Origin of the sequence: Aquabacterium sp. A3, assembly GCF_038069945.1 — a bacterium.
In the GTDB taxonomy this organism is placed as follows: domain Bacteria; phylum Pseudomonadota; class Gammaproteobacteria; order Burkholderiales; family Burkholderiaceae_C; genus Aquabacterium.
In genome coordinates this window covers 194,400-214,880 of the sequence record NZ_JBBPEV010000002.1, presented here as the reverse complement: position 1 = coordinate 214,880, position 20,481 = coordinate 194,400, and the positions used below count along the sequence as shown (strand labels likewise).

17 protein-coding genes are annotated in these 20,481 nt (G+C 68.4%); 15 read left to right on the top strand and 2 right to left on the bottom strand.

Annotated elements, in window-relative coordinates; genetic code table 11:
• Positions 1-59: 59 nt before the first annotated feature.
• Complete coding sequence (locus tag WNB94_RS10180) at positions 60-1,271, bottom strand: MFS transporter (RefSeq protein WP_341390263.1); 1,212 nt, start codon at positions 1,269-1,271, stop codon at positions 60-62.
• A gap of 18 nt (positions 1,272-1,289) precedes the next feature.
• Here WNB94_RS10180 and WNB94_RS10175 point away from each other — a divergent pair, with 18 nt between their 5' ends.
• Positions 1,290-3,158, top strand: coding sequence for a PglL family O-oligosaccharyltransferase (locus tag WNB94_RS10175; RefSeq protein ID WP_341390262.1), 1,869 nt, complete (start codon positions 1,290-1,292; stop codon positions 3,156-3,158).
• Here WNB94_RS10175 and moaC read toward each other — a convergent pair.
• Positions 3,128-3,622: a cyclic pyranopterin monophosphate synthase MoaC gene (moaC, locus tag WNB94_RS10170; RefSeq protein WP_341390260.1), complete on the bottom strand. Its 495-nt coding sequence runs from the start codon at positions 3,620-3,622 to the stop codon at positions 3,128-3,130. The two genes, WNB94_RS10175 and moaC, sit on opposite strands and share 31 nt — an antisense overlap.
• 120 nt (positions 3,623-3,742) lie before the next feature.
• On the opposite strand from moaC, the gene WNB94_RS10165 reads away from it, so the two are divergent.
• The 14 genes from WNB94_RS10165 to WNB94_RS10100 all read left to right on the top strand — a co-directional run bounded on the left by WNB94_RS10165 (position 3,743) and on the right by WNB94_RS10100 (position 20,481).
• Entirely contained in the window at positions 3,743-5,374 is a 1,632-nt protein-coding gene (locus WNB94_RS10165; protein WP_341390258.1) for a M48 family metalloprotease, read from the top strand.
• A 106-nt stretch (positions 5,375-5,480) separates the two neighbouring features.
• Complete coding sequence (locus WNB94_RS10160) at positions 5,481-5,702, top strand: hypothetical protein (protein ID WP_341390257.1); 222 nt, start codon at positions 5,481-5,483, stop codon at positions 5,700-5,702.
• 121 nt (positions 5,703-5,823) lie between these two features.
• A complete protein-coding gene (locus WNB94_RS10155) occupies positions 5,824-6,525 on the top strand; it encodes a PEP-CTERM sorting domain-containing protein (RefSeq protein WP_341390256.1) in 702 nt (233 codons plus the stop codon).
• Between the two features lie 35 nt (positions 6,526-6,560).
• A complete protein-coding gene (locus tag WNB94_RS10150; protein WP_341390255.1) occupies positions 6,561-8,798 on the top strand; it encodes a TonB-dependent receptor in 2,238 nt (745 codons plus the stop codon).
• Positions 8,799-8,857: 59 nt separating this feature from the next.
• On the top strand, positions 8,858-9,964 hold the full coding sequence (locus tag WNB94_RS10145) for a hemin-degrading factor (RefSeq protein WP_341390253.1): 1,107 nt from the start codon (positions 8,858-8,860) through the stop codon (positions 9,962-9,964).
• A complete protein-coding gene (locus WNB94_RS10140) occupies positions 9,961-10,827 on the top strand; it encodes a heme/hemin ABC transporter substrate-binding protein (RefSeq protein ID WP_341390252.1) in 867 nt (288 codons plus the stop codon). The genes WNB94_RS10145 and WNB94_RS10140 overlap by 4 nt, the downstream gene beginning before the upstream one ends.
• Positions 10,824-11,897, top strand: coding sequence for a FecCD family ABC transporter permease (locus WNB94_RS10135; RefSeq protein WP_341390250.1), 1,074 nt, complete (start codon positions 10,824-10,826; stop codon positions 11,895-11,897). Before WNB94_RS10140 ends, WNB94_RS10135 begins: the two co-directional genes overlap by 4 nt.
• A 37-nt stretch (positions 11,898-11,934) precedes the next feature.
• A complete protein-coding gene (locus WNB94_RS10130) occupies positions 11,935-12,714 on the top strand; it encodes a heme ABC transporter ATP-binding protein (RefSeq protein ID WP_341390249.1) in 780 nt (259 codons plus the stop codon).
• Between the two features lie 71 nt (positions 12,715-12,785).
• Positions 12,786-13,760 (top strand): TerC family protein, encoded by a 975-nt coding sequence (locus tag WNB94_RS10125; RefSeq protein ID WP_341390247.1) that lies wholly within the window; start codon positions 12,786-12,788, stop codon positions 13,758-13,760.
• Between the two features lie 66 nt (positions 13,761-13,826).
• Positions 13,827-14,105 carry a FeoA family protein gene (locus WNB94_RS10120; protein WP_341390246.1) on the top strand — a complete coding sequence of 93 codons (279 nt, stop codon included), beginning with the start codon at positions 13,827-13,829 and terminating at the stop codon, positions 14,103-14,105.
• A complete protein-coding gene (gene feoB / locus WNB94_RS10115) occupies positions 14,102-16,003 on the top strand; it encodes a ferrous iron transport protein B (protein WP_341390244.1) in 1,902 nt (633 codons plus the stop codon). The genes WNB94_RS10120 and feoB overlap by 4 nt, the downstream gene beginning before the upstream one ends.
• A gap of 367 nt (positions 16,004-16,370) precedes the next feature.
• Positions 16,371-18,656, top strand: a complete 2,286-nt coding sequence (locus WNB94_RS10110; protein ID WP_341390243.1) for a TonB-dependent receptor — start codon at positions 16,371-16,373, stop codon at positions 18,654-18,656.
• 32 nt (positions 18,657-18,688) lie between these two features.
• Positions 18,689-19,369, top strand: coding sequence for a Fe2+-dependent dioxygenase (locus tag WNB94_RS10105; protein WP_341390242.1), 681 nt, complete (start codon positions 18,689-18,691; stop codon positions 19,367-19,369).
• Positions 19,366-20,481, top strand: a complete 1,116-nt coding sequence (locus tag WNB94_RS10100) for an alpha-hydroxy acid oxidase (protein ID WP_341390240.1) — start codon at positions 19,366-19,368, stop codon at positions 20,479-20,481. The genes WNB94_RS10105 and WNB94_RS10100 overlap by 4 nt, the downstream gene beginning before the upstream one ends.

The window sequence follows — 20,481 nt, the reverse complement described above, 5'->3', positions numbered from 1 at the left end:
TGGTGTCTGGACTTTTTGTGATGAAAGACCGAAGATGCTTGAGGCAGCGCAACGCGCCCTCAAGTGGCGCGCTGATCGGTGTGCAACTGCAGCCGGCCCACCCACCACACCATCAGTGCGGTGGTGACCAAGGCCAGCCACCCGGCGCGCTCGTAGCCCTGCACCAGTCCATCCGGACCGCGGCTGATCATCACCCCACCCAGCCAGGCCGCCACCCCCATGGCGCCCGATTGCAGCGCATTGTTCACGCTGAGGAACGAGCCGCGCAGGCGTGGATCCGAGGCCGCCGTGAGCAAGGCCATGCCGGGCACCATGCGGCCCGACACGAACACGAAAAATCCCGTGGTGACGATGAGCAGCACCCACACCGGCACCTGCGGCAGGTGGGTGAGTGCCAGCATGGGCAGCACGGCCACCACGCTGACGGTGCGAAACACCTGCACCTTGCCGAAGCGGTCGGCCAGCCAGCCCCACATGCGGGCTGTGAAGAACGTGGCCACACCGCCAATCAGGTACACCATGGGCACCTGGTCGTCGCGCAGGCCGACGTTGGTGGTGGTGTAGATGGTGATGTAGGGGATGATGGAAAAGCTGCCCGTCACCAGCAGCGCCGACAGGCCGAAGGCCCGCCAGTGGTTGCCCACCGACACCACCCGGCGCAACTGAACCAGCGCCGGTTGCGCCGACACGCCCGTGAGGTGGTGCTGCAGCACCGGCACGCTGCGCCAGGCGCCCCACCACACCAGCACCGACACGGCGGCGATGGCGAAAAATGGCGCGTGCCATCCGCCCCAGCTGGCCAGCCACAGCGAGATGGGCACCCCGGCCACCGTGGACAGCGAGAACGCCGACATGACCACGCCCATGGCCTGGCCACGCCGCTCGAAGGGCACGGCATCGCCCACGATGGTCTGCACCAGCGCACCCAGCACACCGCCAAACACGCCAGCGGCCACGCGCGCGGCCAGCAGGCTGCCGAAGTCTGGCGCCAGCCCGCAGGCCAGGGTGGCCAGCGCAAAACCCGCGTACAGCCACAGCAGGGCCCGCTTGCGCTCGAACCGGTCGATGAACATGGACACCAACAGCCCCGAAGCCCCCGCGGCCAGCGAGTACGACGACACCAGCAGGCCGAATTGGGTGTCGCTGATGCCAAAAAGCCGCGTGAGCTGAGGGCCCAGCGGCATCATGATCATGAAGTCGACGATGTGGGTGAAATTGATCGACGCCAGTGTCCACAGCAACAGGCGTTCGCTGACGATCAGGGGCTGCACGGAGGAGACAATAGCAGGATGAGCTTCAACGTGTCGGCATCGTCCACATTGCCCTTGTCTTCGTCCACTGTCCGGCCTGGATGGCCGCCAGGCTGGGGCGCGCGCTCGGCCTGGCTGGCCGCCCTGGCCGTGCTGTTGCCCACCCTGGTGGCCCTGCATGAGCCGCCCTCGGTCACCTACTACAACCAGGCCCTGGCGGTGCTGGGCTGGGGGGTGTGGCTGTGGTGGCTGGGCCGCTGCTGGATGGGGCGAGCCCCCCACACCCCCGGCACCATGCGGCCTTCGATCCCCTTGAGCGCTTTGAGTGCCGTGTGGCTGGCCCTGGCCTTGCAGGCGGCCGCGGCGCTGTGGGCCAGCCTGCACGGCCCGCTGCCCCTGGGGCTGGGCCTGATGGGCGCCGGCCTGCCCATGGTGGCTGGCCTGGCCATGCTGGCGGGCTGCTGGAGCGGCGGCGACGAGCCAGGTGCCCGCGCCTCGCGCTCGGCCTTCTTCACGGCACTGATGCTGGCCGGTGCGGTCGGTCTGCTCATCGCGTTGATCCAGGTGTTCATGCCGGGCTGGACCGACGGGAACGTGCTGGCCCGGCCCACGGTACCGGGACGCGCCGTGGGCAACCTCCGGCAGCCCAACCACTTCAGTTCTCTGCTCGTGATGGCGGCGGCGGCCGCGGTGTGGCTGGGCGCCCAGGGGCTTCGGTCCCCGCGCTGGATGGCCGCCCTGGTGGCTGGCTGCATCGCGGGCGTGGTGCTGACGGCCTCGCGCACCGGCATGGTGGCCATGGCGCTGCTGGCGCTGTGGGGCCTGCTGGACCGCAGCCTGCCGGGCCGCTGGCGCGTGCTGCTGCTGAGCAGCCCCTTGTTGTACGGCATGGCATGGCTGGCCATGGCCGGGCTCAGCCAGTTGCACCTGGGCGTGGCGTTCGCGGCCGAGGCCCGCCTGCACGATGGCAGCGATGTGTCCAGCTCGCGCTTTGCGATCTGGGCCAACACCTTGAGCTTGATCGCGCAACATCCCTGGCAGGGGGTGGGCTTTGGCGGCTTCAACGCCGCGTGGACGTTCACGCCGTTCCCGGATCGGCCGCGCGCCTTTTTTGACCACACCCACAACCTGCCGCTGCATTGGGCCGTTGAACTGGGCCTGCCCCTGGCGGCGTTGCTGACGGCCTTGTGCGCCTGGGCATGGTGGGCACTGGTGCGGCGGTTGTGGCGCGCCCCGGCCGTGCAGGCACCCACGGTGGGGGCCTGCGCCCTGATGGTGACGACCCTGGGGCTGCACAGCCTGCTGGAGTACCCCTTGTGGTACGCCCACCTGCTGTTGCCCACGGCCTTTGCCTGGGGCCTGGGCCTGGGCAGCGCATCAGCGACGGCCAGCCAGGATGGCGACCCAGGTGCCACCCGCCGTCGGGGAGCTTGGGTGCTGATGGTGGGCGGCGTGGCCACGGCCGTGGCCGCCGTCTGGAACATGGTGGACTATCGCCTGGCCGCCGACATCTACGCGCCCTGGACACGCCAGGTGCCGCTGGCACAGCGCATTGCCACCAGCCAGGCGCAGCCCTGGTGGGGCCATCAGGCCGACTACGCCGCCGTGACCAGCAAGCGCCTGCCCACGCCGCAGCCGGCCGACTTCAGCCGCACGCTGATGAACCTGATCGACGCCCGATTGATGATGGCTTATGCGCGCGCGCTGGCCGCCAGCGGCGATGTGGACCGCGCCCGGGCGGTGGCCGATCGCCTGCGCGAGTTCCACAACCCCGCAGCGACCGCGTTCTTTGACGAGTGCAAGGTCGATGAGGCCGCAGCCGCCAGACCCGTGATGCCATTCCAGTGCCAGCCGGCGCAGCGCACCTACCGCTGGGATCAGTTGCTGCCGTCGTCCCGGCGCCAGTGACCGCTGCGCCCGCCGCGCTTTTCCTGCAGGCCCACGTCGGTGATGAGCATGCCGCGGTCCATGGCCTTGCACATGTCATACACCGTCAGCAAGGCCGCCTGCACGGCCACCAGGGCCTCCATCTCCACGCCCGTGGGGCCCACGGTCTGCACCGTGGCGCTGCACCGCAGGCGCACAGCGTCCTGCGCTTCGATGTGGTCGAACTCGATGGCCACCCGCGTCAAGGGAATCGGGTGACACAGCGGGATCCAGTCGGCGGTGCGCTTGGCCCCCTGGATGCCGGCGATGCGGGCCACGCCCAGCACATCGCCCTTGCCCGCCTGCCCCGACTGGATGCGCTGCCACGTGGCCGCCTGCATGCAGATCACGCCAGTGGCTACGGCCACCCGAACGGTCGAGGGCTTGTCGGAGACATCGACCATGTGGGCCTGGCCTTGCGCGTCAAAGTGGGTGAGTTCGGACATTCGGTGTCAGGAAAATGGGTAAAGAAGGGTAAGGTGGGCGAACCCTGGACGACCGCCAGAGATCGACTCGCAGCGGTTGCAAGCATACTGCGCAGTGCCCGAGCGCTCACCCCGTCGCCCATGTTCCTGCCCCTCACCCACCAGCGTCCCACCCACCTGCTTCGTTCAGTCACCTGCATCGGGGTGGCAGCCTGTGTGGCCCTGGGTGGCCTGCAGCCCCGGCCGGCAGCGGCACAGCCTGTGGGCGGCAGCACCAGCAGCATCAACCTGCCCGATCTCGGCGATGCGTCGGCCGCCGCCCTGTCGCCGATCGCCGAACGGCGCCTGGGCGACCGCATCATGCGCAGCATCCGTCAGGATCCGGCCGTGCTGGACGACCCCCTGCTGCTGGAATACATCGGCGGGCTCTGGCAGGGCCTGCTGAGCGCGGCGCGACAACGCGGCGACCTCGGGCCCGAGCTGTGGCAATCCCACGCCTGGGAGGCGTTTCTGGTGCGTGACAGCTCGGTGAACGCATTTGCGCTGCCCGGGGGCTACATCGGCGTGCACCTGGGCCTGGTGGCCATGACGCGCACGCCCGACGAACTGGCCTCGGTGCTGGCCCATGAACTGGCCCACGTCACCCAGCGGCACATCGCGCGGATGATCGGCCAGCAATCACAGATGTCGTGGGTGAGCCTGGCCTCGCTGCTGCTGGGCGTGCTGGCCGCCGGCAGCAACCCGGCGGCGGCCCAGGCCGTGATCGCGGGCGGCCAGGCGGTGGCCATCCAGAACCAGTTGAACTTCTCTCGCGACATGGAGCGCGAAGCCGACCGCGTGGGTTTTGGCGTGCTGGTGGATGGCGGCTACGACCCGGCGGGCATGGCCGGCATGTTCGAGCAGCTGGCCCAGGCCTCGCGCCTCAACGACGACGGCAGCTACCCCTACCTGCGCACCCACCCGCTGACCACCGAGCGCATCGGCGAAGCCCGCTCGCGCGTGGGCACCTCGGGCTGGGGGCTGGTGCGCCCGGCGGTGGACGATGTGCGCGCCACCCGGCACGCGCTGATGGCGGCGCGCGCACGGGTGTTGATGGACGCGCGGCAAGGTGCTTTGCAGGCCATGATGCGGCGACAGCCGGCCGCCGACGCAGACGCCCTGACCCAAACCGCCACGCACTACGGACGGGCCGTGGCCCTGCAGCGCGCCAGCCTGCACGCCGAAGCGGCCGAGGCCTTGAAGGCCGCACGCGACGCCGCACGCCTGCTGCCCGTGCAGGCGGCCCCCGTGGCCGACCGCGTGCTGGCGCTGGCCGAAGCCGAGGGCCTGATCCAGGCCCGGCAGGGCGCACAGGCCCTGGCCTTGCTGATGCGCCAGACCACCGGCCCCCGCCTCACCCTGGACCCGCAAGCCCGGCCCGAACGCCTGTTGCGGGCCGAGGCCGTGCTGGCCGCATCAGGCCATGACACCGCCCAACTGCAAACCAGCGCCGACCAGATCGAAGCGCAACTGAGCGCGCAGGCGCAAGACGCCACCGCCTGGCTGCTGCTGGCCCGCTTGTGGCAAAAACTGGGCCTGCCCGTGCGGGCTGTTCGGGCAGAAGCCGAAGCCGCTGCGGCCTTGGGTGACCTGCCCGGCGCGATCGATCGGGCCGAGGGCGCGCAGCGCCGTTTCCGGCAGCCGGATGCCGCCGACACCATCGAGCTGAGCGCCTTGTTGTCCCGCTCTCGCGCGTGGCAACGACAGCAGCAAGAAGACCTGCGCGACCGCTGAGCCTCCACAAGGCACTTGCCCCCCACGATCGCGTGGGTTTGCGTCACGGGCCTTGTTTTGCGAATAATTCTTATTTAGAATTAATCCATCGCAACCACATGGCGTCATGCCTGCCCCTGTCGTGGACACCCCTGCCCTGGCCCCCGTGAGAGCCCGCCTGCTGACGCTGCTGGACGAACTGATCCGGCACGACGGTTATGGCTCGATGCGGGTGGATGTGCGCCTGCTCAAGCGCGGCCAGAAAGAGGTGATCGTGGACTGCGGCAAGCAGCATCGCTTCGTGGTGGACGTGCCGTCCGCACCAAGCAATCCCGACGCCCGAGGGTGAGGCACCCTGGGCTGGGTGGCCGATCAGTCGGTCGCCCTTGACATCCCTGTTCATCATTTCGCTGTCGTTGCCTTTGTGGGTAAGGAACACGGCCCCTCTTCATCAACCGAGAGAGCCAACCATGTCCTTCATCCAACATTTGTCGACCCCCTCCCTGCGCACCGCCACCGGCGTGGCCGCCGCCCTGGCCTTGAGCGCCCTGAGTACACCTGCCATGGCCACGGCAGGCCAATGGGACAGCGCCGCCGCAGGCCACAACGGCACCGGCACCAGCGCCAGCACCCCCTGGATCAGCGCCCCGGCCGAGGGGAGCAGCTACGCCGAGTGGAACGCCATTTACGGCTATCCGGTCGATGACACGCCCGACATCGCCGGCGCGGGCACCTTGACCGAAACCACCGGCTCGGGCTTCCCGACCAGCGGCGGCAACATCTACGGCTTTTCTGGCGCCACCGCCTTCACGCTGGACGTGGCCGGCGCCACCTCGGGCCTGTTTGACGTGTACCTGCGGGTGTCCACCGTGGGCTCAGCCGCCTCCGACATCGCCACCCTCAACGGTGTCGAAGCCACCCGCACGATCACCTTCAGTGAGGCCATCACGGGCGGCTTTGGTGGTACCGAAGAAGAGAGCCTGTGGCACTGGACGCTGGACGCCACCGGGCCCTGGGTGTTCAGCTTCACGGGCAGCGCCGCTCACATGAGCCTGGACCAGGTGGCGGTCTACGCCACCGCCGTGACGCCCGCCGTGCCCGAGCCCGAAACCTGGGCCTTGATGGCCGCCGGCCTGCTCGCCGTGGGCGCCATGAGCCGCCGCCGCACCTGAGCCCCCACCCCACCGCCAGCCCTTCGAGGTGACGTTTGACCTCTTTGTTGTCTCGCCTGTGGGTGGCCGGCGGCTGGAGCACGGTCGCCGTGGCCAGCGCGCTGGCCACGCCACAGGCCCCTGATCCTGCCCTCCCGCCTGAAACGGCCACCGAACTGCCCGAGGTGAGCGTGCGCGCCACGCCACCCCGTCGGGCAGACACCACCATGTCACCCACCGCCGCGCGCACCACCTTGAACGACGCCACCTTGCGCCGTCGCGAGGCCGATTCCGTCTTCCAACTGATGGACGAGGTGCCGGGCGTGACGGTGCAAGGTGGCCCTCGCAACAGTGGGATGCAATTCAACATCCGGGGCTACAGCGACACCGAAGACGTGCGCGTGGAACTCGATGGCGTGACCAAAGGCTTCGAGAAGTACCGCTTTGGCGGCACCTTCATCGAGCCCGAACTGCTCAAGGCCATCGAGGTGCAGCGTGGCGCCCAGATCGACAGCACCGGCGCGCTGGGCGGCACCGTGCGCGCCACCACGCGCGACGCACGCGACCTGCTGCGCCCGGGCCAGACCTGGGGCGCGCGCGCCAAGCTGGGCTGGGCCAGCAACAACCACGAGCAGCACCAGTTTGTCGCCGCCTATGGTCGCCCCAGCGAACAAACCGACGTGGTGTGGGGCTTCAGCCAGCGCAAAGGTGGCAACCTCAAGCTGTCCAACGGCCTGCGGCTGCCCCTGTCCGAAACCGATGCGGGCAGCCACCTGCTGAAAGCCAGCTGGTGGGCCAGCGACGCCTGGAAGCTCAGCGCCAGTTGGGTGGCTTACCGAGACCAGGGCCTGCAGGCCTACGACACCTACAGCGGCGCCGTGGGCACGGGCGACACCGCCATCGAACAGGTGGGCAGCTTTGGCCAGGTGCAGCGCCGCATTGACGACGACACCCTGTCACTGCAGGCCCGTTGGGTGGACGACGCCCAAGGGCATGAATGGACGACGACCGTGGGCCGCAGCGACACCCGGGTGCGCGACCACTTCGAGCCCGGCTGGTCGATCTTCTCGATGAACACCACGGTGGACGACGACGTGCGCCAGACGCACCACACCCTGGACAGCCGGCTGCAATGGGCCCTGTGGCGGCCAGACGAAGACACCCGACTGACGCTGCGCGCAGGCGTGCAAGCCGGCCACAGCGAGCGAGAGGCCCGCCGCGTTTCAGGCAATGCCATGTTGAACGCCATCCTCTATCCGGGCGGCTACAACCAGGCGCAACCGCCTGGCCGCAAAGAGACGGCCGGTGCGTATGTTCAACTGGCCCAGCGCTGGGGCCGCTGGGAGGCCTCACCCGGCGTGCGCTGGGACCACACCACGGTGTCGGTGCAAGGCGGCAATGCCGAACTGCTGCAGGCAACCGGGCAGCCGACCGAGGTGCGCTATGCGCACACCTCTCCCAGCCTCACCCTGAGCTACGACTTGCAGCCTCGGCGGTGGACCGCCTTTGCCACCGCGGCCCGCAGCCACCGGCCCCCGTTGATCGACGAAGCCTTCATGCGGGCGGGCTACGGCGTGTGCAACAACAGCACCCTGCTGCGTGTGGCCAACGGTCGGCCGCGCGTGCCCGGCTATGCCACCGGCGCCCAGGTGGCGCCCAGCACGGGCATCTGCGCGGCGTACTACGAGCCCGAGGTGTCGCACAGCCTCGAATGGGGCCTGCACACCCGACAACCCGAGGTGCTGGGGCCTGGCAGCTGGCTGCAGGCCAAGGTCACGGCCTTTGTCAATCGCACCGAACACCTGCTGGAATCCTTGATGGCTGAACCGGGCGGCAGCGGCCAACTCATTCAACCCGGGTGGGAGCGCCGCCGCGGGCTGGAGCTGGAGGCCACCCTGGGCTGGCAGCAATGGCAAGCCCGCCTGACGGGCAGCCAGATCCAAGGCACGCAGTTTGACGGGCTGGACCACAGCGACCTGATCGGCGCCCCTGCCGACCGCGTGCACCTGAGCCTGACCCGCCAGACCGCCTGGGGCGAATGGGGCCTGCGCTGGCAGCAGGTGTGGTCGCGCACCTACTACGCCGACACCGCCCGCACCCAGATCGCACACGCCCCGAGCTACCGCCTGCTGGGCGCCTCGCTGAACTGGCGCATCAACCGCCACCTGGACGCTGCCCTGGTGGCCGACAACCTCCACAACAGCGCCTACCTGCTGGACAACGGCTTCAACGGCGGCCCGGGCACGCCAGGGCCTGGCCGCAACGTGAAGCTGACGCTCAGTGCCCGTTATTGACGCCTTGATCCCACGGCCCCCCTCACCCACCACCACCCCTCGCACCATGGAGCACACCGATGAGCACGACCAACACCACGAACACGGCCAGCCACTGGCGCACATCCTTCGCCACGCTGCGCGCCCAGGGCTTGCGGGCACGAGACGCCGCGCGGCAACTGGGGCTCAGCGAAGGGGCCGTGGTGGCTGCCCATGCTGTCAGCCTGATGAGCCCACAGGAGGCCGCCGACGGCCTGCTGACCACCGTCGCGCTCGACGGTGAATGGGTGCGCATCCTGCAGGGCCTGGAAACCGTGGGCCCGGTGATGGCGCTGACGCGCAACGAGCATGTCGTGCACGAAAAGATCGGCGTGTACCGCAACGTCAGTGCGCAAGGCCCCGTCGGCCTGGCCGTGGGCCCCGAGATCGACCTGCGCCTGTTCTTGATGAACTGGCACGCGGGCTTCCACGTGGTGGAGCGCACGCCTCAGGGTGAGCGGCACAGCCTGCAGTTTTTCGACCGTCATGGTCAGGCGGTGCACAAGGTACACGCCCGCCCGGGCACCGACCTGCAAGCGCTCGATGCGCTGGTGCAGCAACACGCCCGGCCCGAGCTGCACCCGGTGTTCACCGTGGGCGAGCACCGCTCGCGCCCCGACCGGCCTGATGCCGAGATCGACGCCCTGGGCCTGGGCGATGCCTGGGCTGGCATGCGCGACACGCACGAGTTCTTCGACCTGCTCAAGCGCTTCAACGTGGGACGGCTGCAGGCCATGCGCCTGATGGAAGGCGTGCACACGCAACGCACGCCGCTGATCGCGGTGGAGTGGATGCTGCACCTGGCCAGCCGCTCGGGGCTGCCCATCATGGTGTTTGCCGGCAACCATGGCTGCCTGCAGATCCACACCGGCGCCGTGCACCGCATCGAGCCCATGGGCCCGTGGATCAATGTGCTGGACGAGGGCTTCAACCTGCACCTGCGCCGCGACGCCATCCACGAGAGCTGGCTGGTGACCAAGCCCACCGACGACGGCCCGGTGACGTCCATTGAACTGTTTGACGAACGTGGCGACGTGATCGCCATGTGCTTTGGCGAGCGCAAGCCCGGCCGACCCGAACTGCCCGCCTGGCGACAACTGGCGCACGAGGTGAGCACGGGTGAACCGCAGCTGGAGGCCGTGGCATGAGCGGCTTGATCACCCGTCGCCAGGGGCTCCAGGCCCTGGCCATCGCCCCGCTGCTCGGCCTGGGCACAGGCCCCCTCCGAGCGGGCCAGACCACCCCGAGGCTGGTGTCGGTGCACAGCAGCCTGACGGAAACCATCTACCGCCTGGGCGCGCAAGACACCCTGGTGGGCACCGACACGACCAGCACCTTCCCCGAGGCTGCGCAGCACACCCGCAAGGTGGGCTACATGCGCACGCTGTCGGCCGAAGGCTTGCTGGCCCTGCAGCCCACCGCCGTGCTGGCCACCGACGACGCCGGCCCGCCGGTGGTGCTGGCCCAACTGCGCCAGACGGGTGTGCCGGTGCACCTGGTGCCCAGCACCTGGCGCTTTGACGACGTGCTGACCAAGGTGCGGCTGGTGGCGCAGCTGACAGGCCGCGTGGCCCAGGGCCGCGCCCTGGCGGCCGAGCTGCAAGCCGAGTGGCAGGCCATTCAGGCCCGCCAACCCAGCGTGCGGCCCCAGGCAGCGCCGCGCGTCATGTTCGTGATGGCGCATGGTGGCGGCGCCATGACCGCCGGTCGCGACACCCCGGCCCACGCCATGCTGCAACTGGCCGGCGCCCGCAACGCCCTGGAGCAGGTGAGCGGCTACCGGGCCTTGAGCGCCGAAAGCGTGGTGCTGGCGCAGCCCGACGTGGTACTGACCACCACCGAGTCGCTGACGTTTCTGGGCGGCGCCGAGCGGCTGTGGCAACAGGCCGGCCTGTTGCACACCCCGGCGGCCCGGCAGCAGCGCCTCGTGGCCGTCGAGGGCATGGCCTTGCTGGGCTTTGGCCCCCGCATGCCCAGCGTGCTGAACCAGCTTCAGCAGCAGTTGGCATGAGCGCGGTGTGGCGCCCCGCGGGCATGCCCACCCACCTGCAGGGCCGCCGATGGCTGTGGTGGCTGGGCCTGCCCCTGGCGCTGTGCTGCGCGGCGCTGGCCGCCACCCAGGGGGCCTACGCCATCACGCTGAATGACCTGCCCCGCCTGTGGGCCTGGTGGTGGCGCCCGGCAGATGCGCCCTTCAACCCCGACCTGACCGCCGCCCAGGTGTTCTGGCACATCCGCGCGCCACGCCTGCTCATGGCCTGCCTGGCCGGTGCCGCCTTGGGCGTGTCCGGCGCCATGATCCAGGGCCTGTTTCGCAACCCCTTGGCCGACCCCGGCCTCATCGGTGTGAGCGCAGGCGGCGCCTTGGGCGCGGCCAGTTGCATCGTGCTGCTGCCCATGCTGAGCTCAGGCATGTCGGGCATGGCGGCCACCATGGTCTTCGCCTTCGCGGGTGGGGTGCTGGTCACGGCACTGGCCTGGCGCTTGTCGCGCCGACAAGGCCAGGTGCACCTGGCCAACCTGCTGCTCGTGGGCCTGGCCATCAACGCGCTGGCCATGGCCGGCCTGGGCCTGCTCACCTACCTGGCCAGCGACACCCAGCAACGCGCCCTGAACTTCTGGCTGTTGGGCAGCCTGGCGCCCAGCCAGTGGACCACGGTGCTGGCCGTGTTGCCACCCGTGCTGCTGGCCCTGATCGGCTCCCACACCCTGCAGCGCCCGCTGGATGCGCTGGCGTTGGGCGAAGCACAGGCCCGCGTGATGGGCGTGAACGTCAAGCGATTGCAGCTCATGTGCGTCGGCCTCACGGCCATGGCCGTGGGCGCTGTCACGGCCGTCATCGGCATGGTGGGCTTCATCGGCCTGCTGGCCCCCCACCTGATTCGTTTGCTGCTGGGGCCACGCCATCACGTGGTCCTGCCCGGCTCCGCCCTGATGGGAGCCTGCCTCGTGTTGCTGGCCGACACCGCCGCCCGCACCGTGGCCCCGCCGGTCGAGTTGCCCCTGGGCGTGCTGACCGGACTCATCGGTGCACCGGTGTTTCTGGTCTTGCTGCGGCAGCGCGGGCCGCGCGCCCAATGATCCACGGATCCCACCGATCCCCCTACCAGGAGACCCCATGGACCTCAGCGCCAATGACCTGTCCGTGCACCACGGCCGCCGCCGCACCCTGGCCATCCAGCATCTGAGCCTGCGCCACGGCCAGGTGCACGCCCTGCTGGGGCCCAACGGTGCGGGCAAGTCCACCCTGATGGGCTGCCTGGCGGGACTGGACCGCCGCACCTGCGCCCAGGTGCACCTGGGCCCGCACCCGCTCAGCCAATGGGACACCATGGACCTGGCCCGCCACCGGGGCCTGCTGTCGCAAGAGCACCAAGTGCCGTTTGACTTCAGCGTGCGCGACATCGTGCAGATGGGCCGCTACCCCCATGCCGACTGCCCGCACCCTCATGAAGCCAGCCTGGTGGACGACTGCCTGCAGCGCACCGGCGCCCACCACCTGCTCGACAGGCTGTACGACCAGCTCTCGGGCGGAGAGAAAGCCCGTGTGCAACTGGCGCGTGTGCTGGCGCAGATCACCGCCCACCCCGGCGACACCACACCACGCTGGCTGCTGCTGGACGAGCCCACCGCCGCGCTCGACCTGGCCCACCAGCACAGCGTCATGCGGCTGCTGCGCGAGTTGGCCGCCCGGGGCCTGGGCGTGGTCGTGGTGCTGCACGACATCAACCTGGCCAACACCTACGCGGATCAGGTGGTGGTGCTGCACGAAGGCCGCGTGGCCGCGTGCGGTCGCTGTGAAGACGTGCTGGAGCCCACGCTGATCCGGCGCATCTGGGGGGTGGCCTGCCATCGGCTGCAAGCAGCGCCCCACAGAGGATGGCTGGCGTTTTCCTGAGCCCAAGCATCCATGGCGGCGGCCGGATGACGCCACCTCACTACAATGCAGGGCCACTTTCTGGAGCCCCCATGTTCGGATCTGCGCCCGCCTGGCTTTGGGCGGCCTTCATTGCCATCGTCGTCCTGGCGCTGTTCGTTGATTTCGCCGTGCTCAAGAAGCAAGGCTCGCACGCCGTCAGCGTGCCCGAGGCCATCCGCTGGTCCATCGTGTGGGTGGCGCTCAGCCTGGCCTTCAATGTGTTCTTGTGGTGGGCCTACGTGCAAGAGTCGGGCAGCGCGGTGGCCCACACCAAGGCGCTGGAGTTCCTCACCGGCTACCTGGTCGAAAAATCATTGGCGGTGGACAACATCTTTGTCTTCCTGATGATCTTCACCTACTTCTCGGTCCCCGCCGCCTTCCAGAAGCGGGTGCTGATGATCGGCATCATCCTGGCCATGGTGCTGCGCGCCATCATGATCCTGATCGGGGGTTGGCTGATCGCCGAGTTCCACTGGATCCTGTACGTGTTCGGCGCCTTCCTGGTGATCACCGGCATCAAGATGTGGACGGCCAATGACGAAGAAGGCGATCTTGAATCCAACCCCGCCCTGAAGATGCTGCGGCGGTTCATGACCGTCTCGCCCCATTACGACGGCGAAAAGTTCTTCACCCTGCACAACGGCGCCAAAGTGGCCACGCCGCTGCTGCTGGTGTGCACCCTGGTGGGCATCACCGACGTGATCTTCGCGGTGGATTCCATCCCCGCCATCTTCGCCATCACGTCTGACCCGTTCATCGTGCTGACGTCCAACATCTTCGCCATCCTGGGGCTGCGGGCGATGTTTTTCCTGCTGGCCGCCATGGCCGCCAAGTTCCACCTGCTGAACTACGGCCTGGCCGTGGTGCTGGTGTTCATCGGCACCAAGATGCTGGTGGTGTACTGGGGCATCAAGATCCCGGCCCTGGTGTCGCTGGCCGTGGTGGTGGGCGTATTGGCCGTCACCATGGTGTGGAGCGTCAAGACGGCGCCCAAGATCGGCGGCAGCAAGACGGTGCAAGACTGAGCCAGCGCAAGCGCGCGGCAAAAACCTGGGTGGCGCGAGAATGATTCTCGTTAAAATTGGCGCACCATGCCCCTCACCGCCCCTGCCGTTGCCACGCTGAGCCATCTCGCCGACCATTGCCCGGCCACCGTGGCGGCCGTCACCCCCCCGGCACACAGCCCCGAGTGGGCTCGCTGGCTGGAAGAAATCGGCTTCATCCCCGGCGAGCGCGTGCAAATCATGAACCGCGCCAGGCCGGGCGGAGACCCGCTGGTGGTGCGCGTGGGCGACTCCACCTTTGCCCTGCGCCAAGCCGAGGCCGCCTGCATCCTGGTCACCCCTGTGTCGCCACCGGTGCGCGCATGAAAGAAGCCGTTGTTCATGTGCACCGTGGCGGCCCACTGGTGGCCCTGGTGGGCAACCCCAACTGCGGCAAAACCGCCCTGTTCAACCGCCTGACGGGCAGCCACCAGAAGGTGGCCAACTACGCCGGCGTGACGGTGGAGCGCAAAGAGGGCCGCCTGATCACCCCGGCTGGCAAAACCTTGCGCCTGCTGGACCTGCCCGGCGCCTACAGCCTGCACCCACGTTCGCTGGACGAGTCGGTGACCGTGGACGTGCTGCGCGGCCGCGCCCAGGGCGAAAAACGCCCCGACCTGGTGGTGTGCGTGGTGGACGCCACCCACCTGCGCCGCAACCTGCGGCTGGTGCTGGCCGTCAAGCGCCTGGGCCTGCCCTGCATGGTGGCCCTGAACATGGTGGACCTGGCGCAGCGCCGAGGCCTGGCAATTGATCCGGCGGCCCTGAGCCGCGAGCTGGGCGTGCCCGTGGTGAGCACCGTGGCCGTCAAGGCCCAGGGGGCAGACGCCCTGAAACAATGGCTGGACGACGCCTCGGTGTGGGGCCGGACCGCAGAGCCTGGTGCGGCCCAGGCCCCGATCGCACACCCCGAAGCCGACACCCGGGGCGATCACGAAGCCGTGCGCGGCATTTTGCAGCGCCTGGGGCTGGACACCAGCGTGCCGCACCTCATGAGTGACCGCATCGATCGGGCCGTGTTGCACCCGGTGGCGGGCCCCATGCTGCTGGCGATGGTGCTGTTCTTCGTGTTCCAGGCCGTGTTTGCTTGGGCCGAGGCCCCCATGGGCTGGATTGAAGCGGCCACGGGCTGGCTGGCCAGCACGGTGAGCGCCTGGCTACCTACCCAAGGCTGGCTGCACAGCCTGGTGGTTGACGGCCTGGTCGCAGGGGTGGGCGGGGTGCTGGTCTTCCTGCCTCAAATCGTCATCCTGTTCTTCTTCATCCTGGTGCTGGAAGAATCGGGCTACCTGCCCCGCGCCGCCTTCCTGCTGGACCGCCTCATGGGCAGCGTGGGCCTGTCAGGCCGATCGTTCATCCCGCTGCTGTCGAGCTTCGCCTGCGCCATCCCCGGCATCATGGCCGCGCGCACCATCGCCAACCCACGCGATCGGCTGGTCACCATCATGATCGCGCCGCTCATGACCTGCTCGGCCCGACTGCCGGTGTACGCCCTGCTGATCGCCGCCTTCGTGCCCGCGCGCGAGGTGGCCGGAGGGCTGTCACTGCAAGGCCTCGTGCTGTTTGGCCTGTACCTGGCGGGCATCCTGGGCGCCATGGCCGTGGCCTGGGTGCTCAAGCAGTTCACCACCCAAGGCCAGGTGCGCAGCCTGATGATGGAGCTGCCCAACTACCACTGGCCCAGCCCGCGCAACATCGCCCTGGGCCTGTGGCAACGCGTGCAGATCTTTTTGCGGCGCGTGGGCGGCATCATCCTCACGCTGACCGTGCTGCTGTGGTTCCTCTCCAGCTTCCCGGCGCCGCCCGTGGGCGCCACGGGGCCGGCCATCGAACACAGCCTGGCGGGCATGCTGGGGCGCGCACTGGCCGTGGTGTTCGAGCCCATCGGCTTCAACTGGCAGATCAGCATCGCGCTGGTGCCCGGCCTGGCCGCGCGGGAAGTGGCCGTCAGTGCCCTGGGCACGGTGTACGCGCTCTCCAACGTGACCGACGACGCCACCGACGCCCTCATCCCCATCTTGCAGCATGGCTGGAGCCTGGCCACGGCCCTGTCGCTGATGGTCTGGTATGTGTTCGCGCCCATGTGCCTGAGCACCCTGGCCACCATCAAGCGCGAGGCGGGTGGCTGGTCGATGGCCCTGATCGCAGGCGGCTACCTGTTCGTGCTGGCCTATGCCGCCTCGTTTGCAACCTATCAGCTGGCGAGGGCACTGGGCTGGGGCTGACACGGCAGGATCAACCCTGCTGCTGACAGGCCCATCGAAATGATTTGCTATTGCGAATCATTCTCGTTACTATAGCTACGCGTTTGTCGCACCAGACCCCGTCAAGACGATGTCGCCGGACACCATGCCGTCGATGTCAACGTGGGGACGCCATTGGCCCGATCGTGGGGATAGGGCCAGCGGTTGACGGGGTTGCGACAAACGCTTTTTTTTGCCCACCCCATGCCTGGGTGGTGCGTCATGGCGACACAATGCTTAACAATCGCAATACGAATCGTTATCATTGGCCACACCACGAATCAATCGCCATCCCCGAACCTGACGCGTCCGTGCCTGCCACGCGCGCCCACACCCAGCCTCAGACACCATGTCATCACACCACACCCTGGCCCAAGCCATCCGCCCGACATCCCACGACACCGCCGCCACCGACCTGCCCTGTGCGTCCAGCCTGGGCTCGCTGGGCGCCCTGGCCGCTGGCCTGGGCCTGAGCCTGCTGAGCGGCAGCGCCCTGGCCCAAACCGCCCCCGAGGCCCCTGCGGCGGCCCCGCCCGTGGCCACCGTGAGCCAGGCCACAGAGGCTGTCGAAAGCACCTTGCCCACCGTGTCGGTCAAGGGCAAGGCCGAGCGCCCCGAAGCCAAAATCAGCTACCAGGCCGTCACCACCCGCATCGGCAAGGGCAACCAAGCCCTGCGCGACATCCCCCAGTCCATCACCGTGATCACTGAAAAGCTGATGGACGACCGCAACCTCGACGACTTCAAGGAACTGTTGCGCACCACCGCCGGCGTGACCTTCCAGGCCGGCGAAACCGGTGAAGAGGACGTGCGCCTGCGCGGCTTCTCGCTCAGCCAGGCCGGAGACATCTACATCGATGGCCTGCGCGACCCCTCGCTGTACGAGCGCGACACCTTCAACCAGGAGCGCGTGGAAGTGCTCAAGGGCTCGGCATCCATGCTGTTCGGCCGGGGCTCCACCGGTGGCATCGTCAACCAGGTCAGCAAGACGCCGTTTTTGATGACGCAACACGAGGCCAACATCTCGGTGGGCACCGGCGACAACGTGCGCGCCACGGGCGATTTCAACTTCAAGACCAGCGACAGCTCGGCCCTGCGCCTGAACGTGATGGCTCAAGAAGCCGACAACGACGGCATCGAAATCTCCAAGCGCGGCATCGCCCCCACCTTCCGGTGGAACATCGGTGAGACCAACGAGTTCATGGTGAGCGCCTACCACCTGGAGTACGACAACAACCCCATCTACAACCACCCGTGGTTCATCCAGGATGGCACCATCGTGCCCAAACTGGCCAACGATGCCTTCTATGGCCTGGCCAGCGACTACAACAAGGGCTCGGCCACCTACGCCACGATCAGCCACACGCACCGCGTGCGAGGCGGGGGTGAGCTCAAAACCACCGTGCGCCAGGGGCGCTTCGAGCGTGAGTTGTGGGCCACCGTGAACCGCTTTGCCAGCGGCACCACCATCGACAACCTGAACAACGACACCGTGATCACGCGATCGGGCAAAGGCCGCATCGCCGAAACGGACGTGCTCATCGCACAAAGCGACTTCAGCAAGACCTTCAACGCCCTGGGCCTGCGCCACAACATCATCCTGGGCGTGGACTACGTCAAGGAAGACGCCAAGCGCAACAACAACATCGCCGGTCCATCGCGGCCTGCCACCACCGTGGGCACGCCCAACGATGGCGCCAGCATCGTCGACACCCGCACCGACATCCAGTACAACACCTTCGATGCGTCTTCCTTCGCCGTGTACGGCCAGAACCTGATGGAGATCACGCCCGAGATCAAACTGCTGGCGGGCCTGCGACGCGATCGCTTCCACGGCGAGTACGTCACGTCCACCGGCAACCGCACCAGCCGCATCCAGTGGCTGACCAGCCACCGCCTGGGCGCCATCTACCAGCCCACCGATTGGGCATCGTTCCACGTCGCCGGCGGCAGCTCGTTCAACACCTCGGGCGACACCTACGCCAACACGCCCAACCCCAACTCGGCCAATGCCTTGAAGGATGCCGCCACCCCGGCCGAAAAGAGCCGCAACTTCGAAGTGGGCACCAAGCTCGACTTGCTCAACAACAAGCTGTCGGTGAGTGCGTCGGCCTTCCGCACCGAGAAGTACAACGAACGCAACACCGATCCAGACTCTGCTGCCGACCAGCAGCTGCTGTCGGGCAAGCGCCACGCCATGGGCCTGGACGTGGACATTGCGGGTCGATTGGCGACAGGTTGGGAGGCCTACGTGTCGTACACCTGGATCCCGAAGGCCAGGATTGACGAGAGCAATGTGAGCACCGGCAACGCCCAACGCAAGGGCGACCGCCCTGGTCTGACCCCCAAGCGCAGCGCCAGCTTCTGGACCACCTACCAGCTCACGCCCAAGTGGCGCATCGGCGGCGGCGTGAACTACCGCAGCGAGCAAAACCCCGAGGGCAACCGCACGGTCGAGGCCTCCGCCTTCACCACCTTCGACCTGATGGCCGAGTACGCCTACAGCGAAAGCGTGTCGATCAAGCTCAATGGCACCAACGTGACCAACCGCTTGTATGCTGACTCGCTGTACCGCGGCTTCTACGCCCCGGGCGCTCCCCGCACCATCACCGCCACTATGAAGGTGCTGTTCTGACCTGACGCAGGCTTCGGCCTGCCCTGCCTGCCATGCTGCTGACCATCCCCGACGTTCTGAACCTTGAAGAGGTTCGCGCGCTGCGCGAGCTGCTGGACCAGGGCGTCTGGCGCGATGGGCGGGCCACGGCGGGCGGGCAGGCCATCCACGCCAAACAAAACGAACAACTGCGCACCGACTCCGACGCCGTCCAGGCTGCCCAGGAGCGCGTGCTGCAGGCGCTCAACCGCAGCGCGCTGTTTTTCTCGGCGGCGCTGCCCCACAAGGTCTTTCCGCCGCAGTTCAACCGCTACCGCGGCGAGACCAACACCTATGGCGACCACGTCGATGGCGCCGTGATGCACAACACACGCGCGGGCGACAAAGTGCGCTCCGACGTGAGCTGCACCCTCTTCCTCACCGACCCGGCCGATTACGACGGCGGTGAACTCGTCATCCAGGACACCTACGGCACGCGCGGCGTGAAGCTGCCCGCCGGCCACCTGGTGGTCTACCCCAGCACCAGCGTGCACCGGGTCGAGCCCGTCACGCGGGGCGCGCGGGTGTGCAGCTTTTTCTGGGTGCAAAGCATGGTGCGCAGCGATGAACAACGCCGCCTGCTTTTTGACATGGACATGAACCTGCTGCGCCTGCGCCAGCAAGGCGAAAGCCCCATCACCGTGGGCCTGACGGGCACGTACCACAACCTCCTGCGCATGTGGGCCGAGGTGTGAGCACGCCCGCCCTGCCCCCGGGTGTGGTGAGCCTGGCCGATTACGAAGGGCTGGCTCAGCAGCACCTCAGCGACGCCACCTGGGCCTGGCTGGCCGGCGGTGCCGCCGATGAACACACGGTGCGCGCCAACACCCAGGCCTGGGCCCAATGGCGGCTGTGGCCCCGCGTGATGCAGCCCCTGGCTGGCGGCCACACCAGGCGCACATTGCTGGGCCGCACCCTGGCCCACCCCCTGATGCTGGCCCCGGTGGCCCTGCACCGCGCGGTGCACGCCGATGGCGAGCTGGGCGTGGCCTGCGCTGCCAGCGCCCAGCAGGCCGGCCTGGTGCTCAGCACCCAGGCCAGCACCCCGCTGGAAAGCGTGGCCCAGGCCATCCGCAACGACGCCGATCGCGGCCCCTTGTGGATGCAGATGTACCTGCAGCACGACCGCGGCTTCAACACCGAGTTCGTGCGGCGCATCGAAGCCGCCGGCTACGAAGCCCTGGTGCTGACGGTGGACGCCCCCTGCAGCGGCGTGCGCGATCGCGAACGCCGCGCAGGGCCTGCGGCGCCACCCGGCGTGAGCGCCGTGAACCTGCAGGGCTTGCGCATGCCGGAGGCGCAAGCCCTGCCTCCCGGGGGCAGCGCGCTGTTCGACGGCCTGCTGCGCCACGCCCCCACCTGGGACGACATCGCCTGGCTGCAAGGCCTCACCCACCTGCCCATCCTGCTCAAGGGCGTGCTGCACCCCGCCGACGCCCAACAAGCCCAATCCATGGGGCTGGCCGGCGTGATCGTGTCCAACCACGGCGGGCGCACGCTGGACACGGCCGTCTCCACGGCCTGGGCGCTGCCTCAGGTGGTCGACGCGGTGGGGCCCGACTGGCCCGTGCTGGTCGATGGCGGCATCCGCCGTGGCACCGATGTGTTCAAGGCCCTGGCCCTGGGCGCGCACGCCGTGCTGATCGGGCGGCCCTACCTGCACGGCCTGGCCGTGGCCGGGGCTTTGGGTGTGGCCCATGTCATCCGCTTGCTGCGTGATGAACTGGAGATCGCCATGGCCCTCAATGGTTGCCGCACCTTGAGCGACATCCGCCGGGCCCACCTGGTGCCCGGCCCCCGCGCCTGA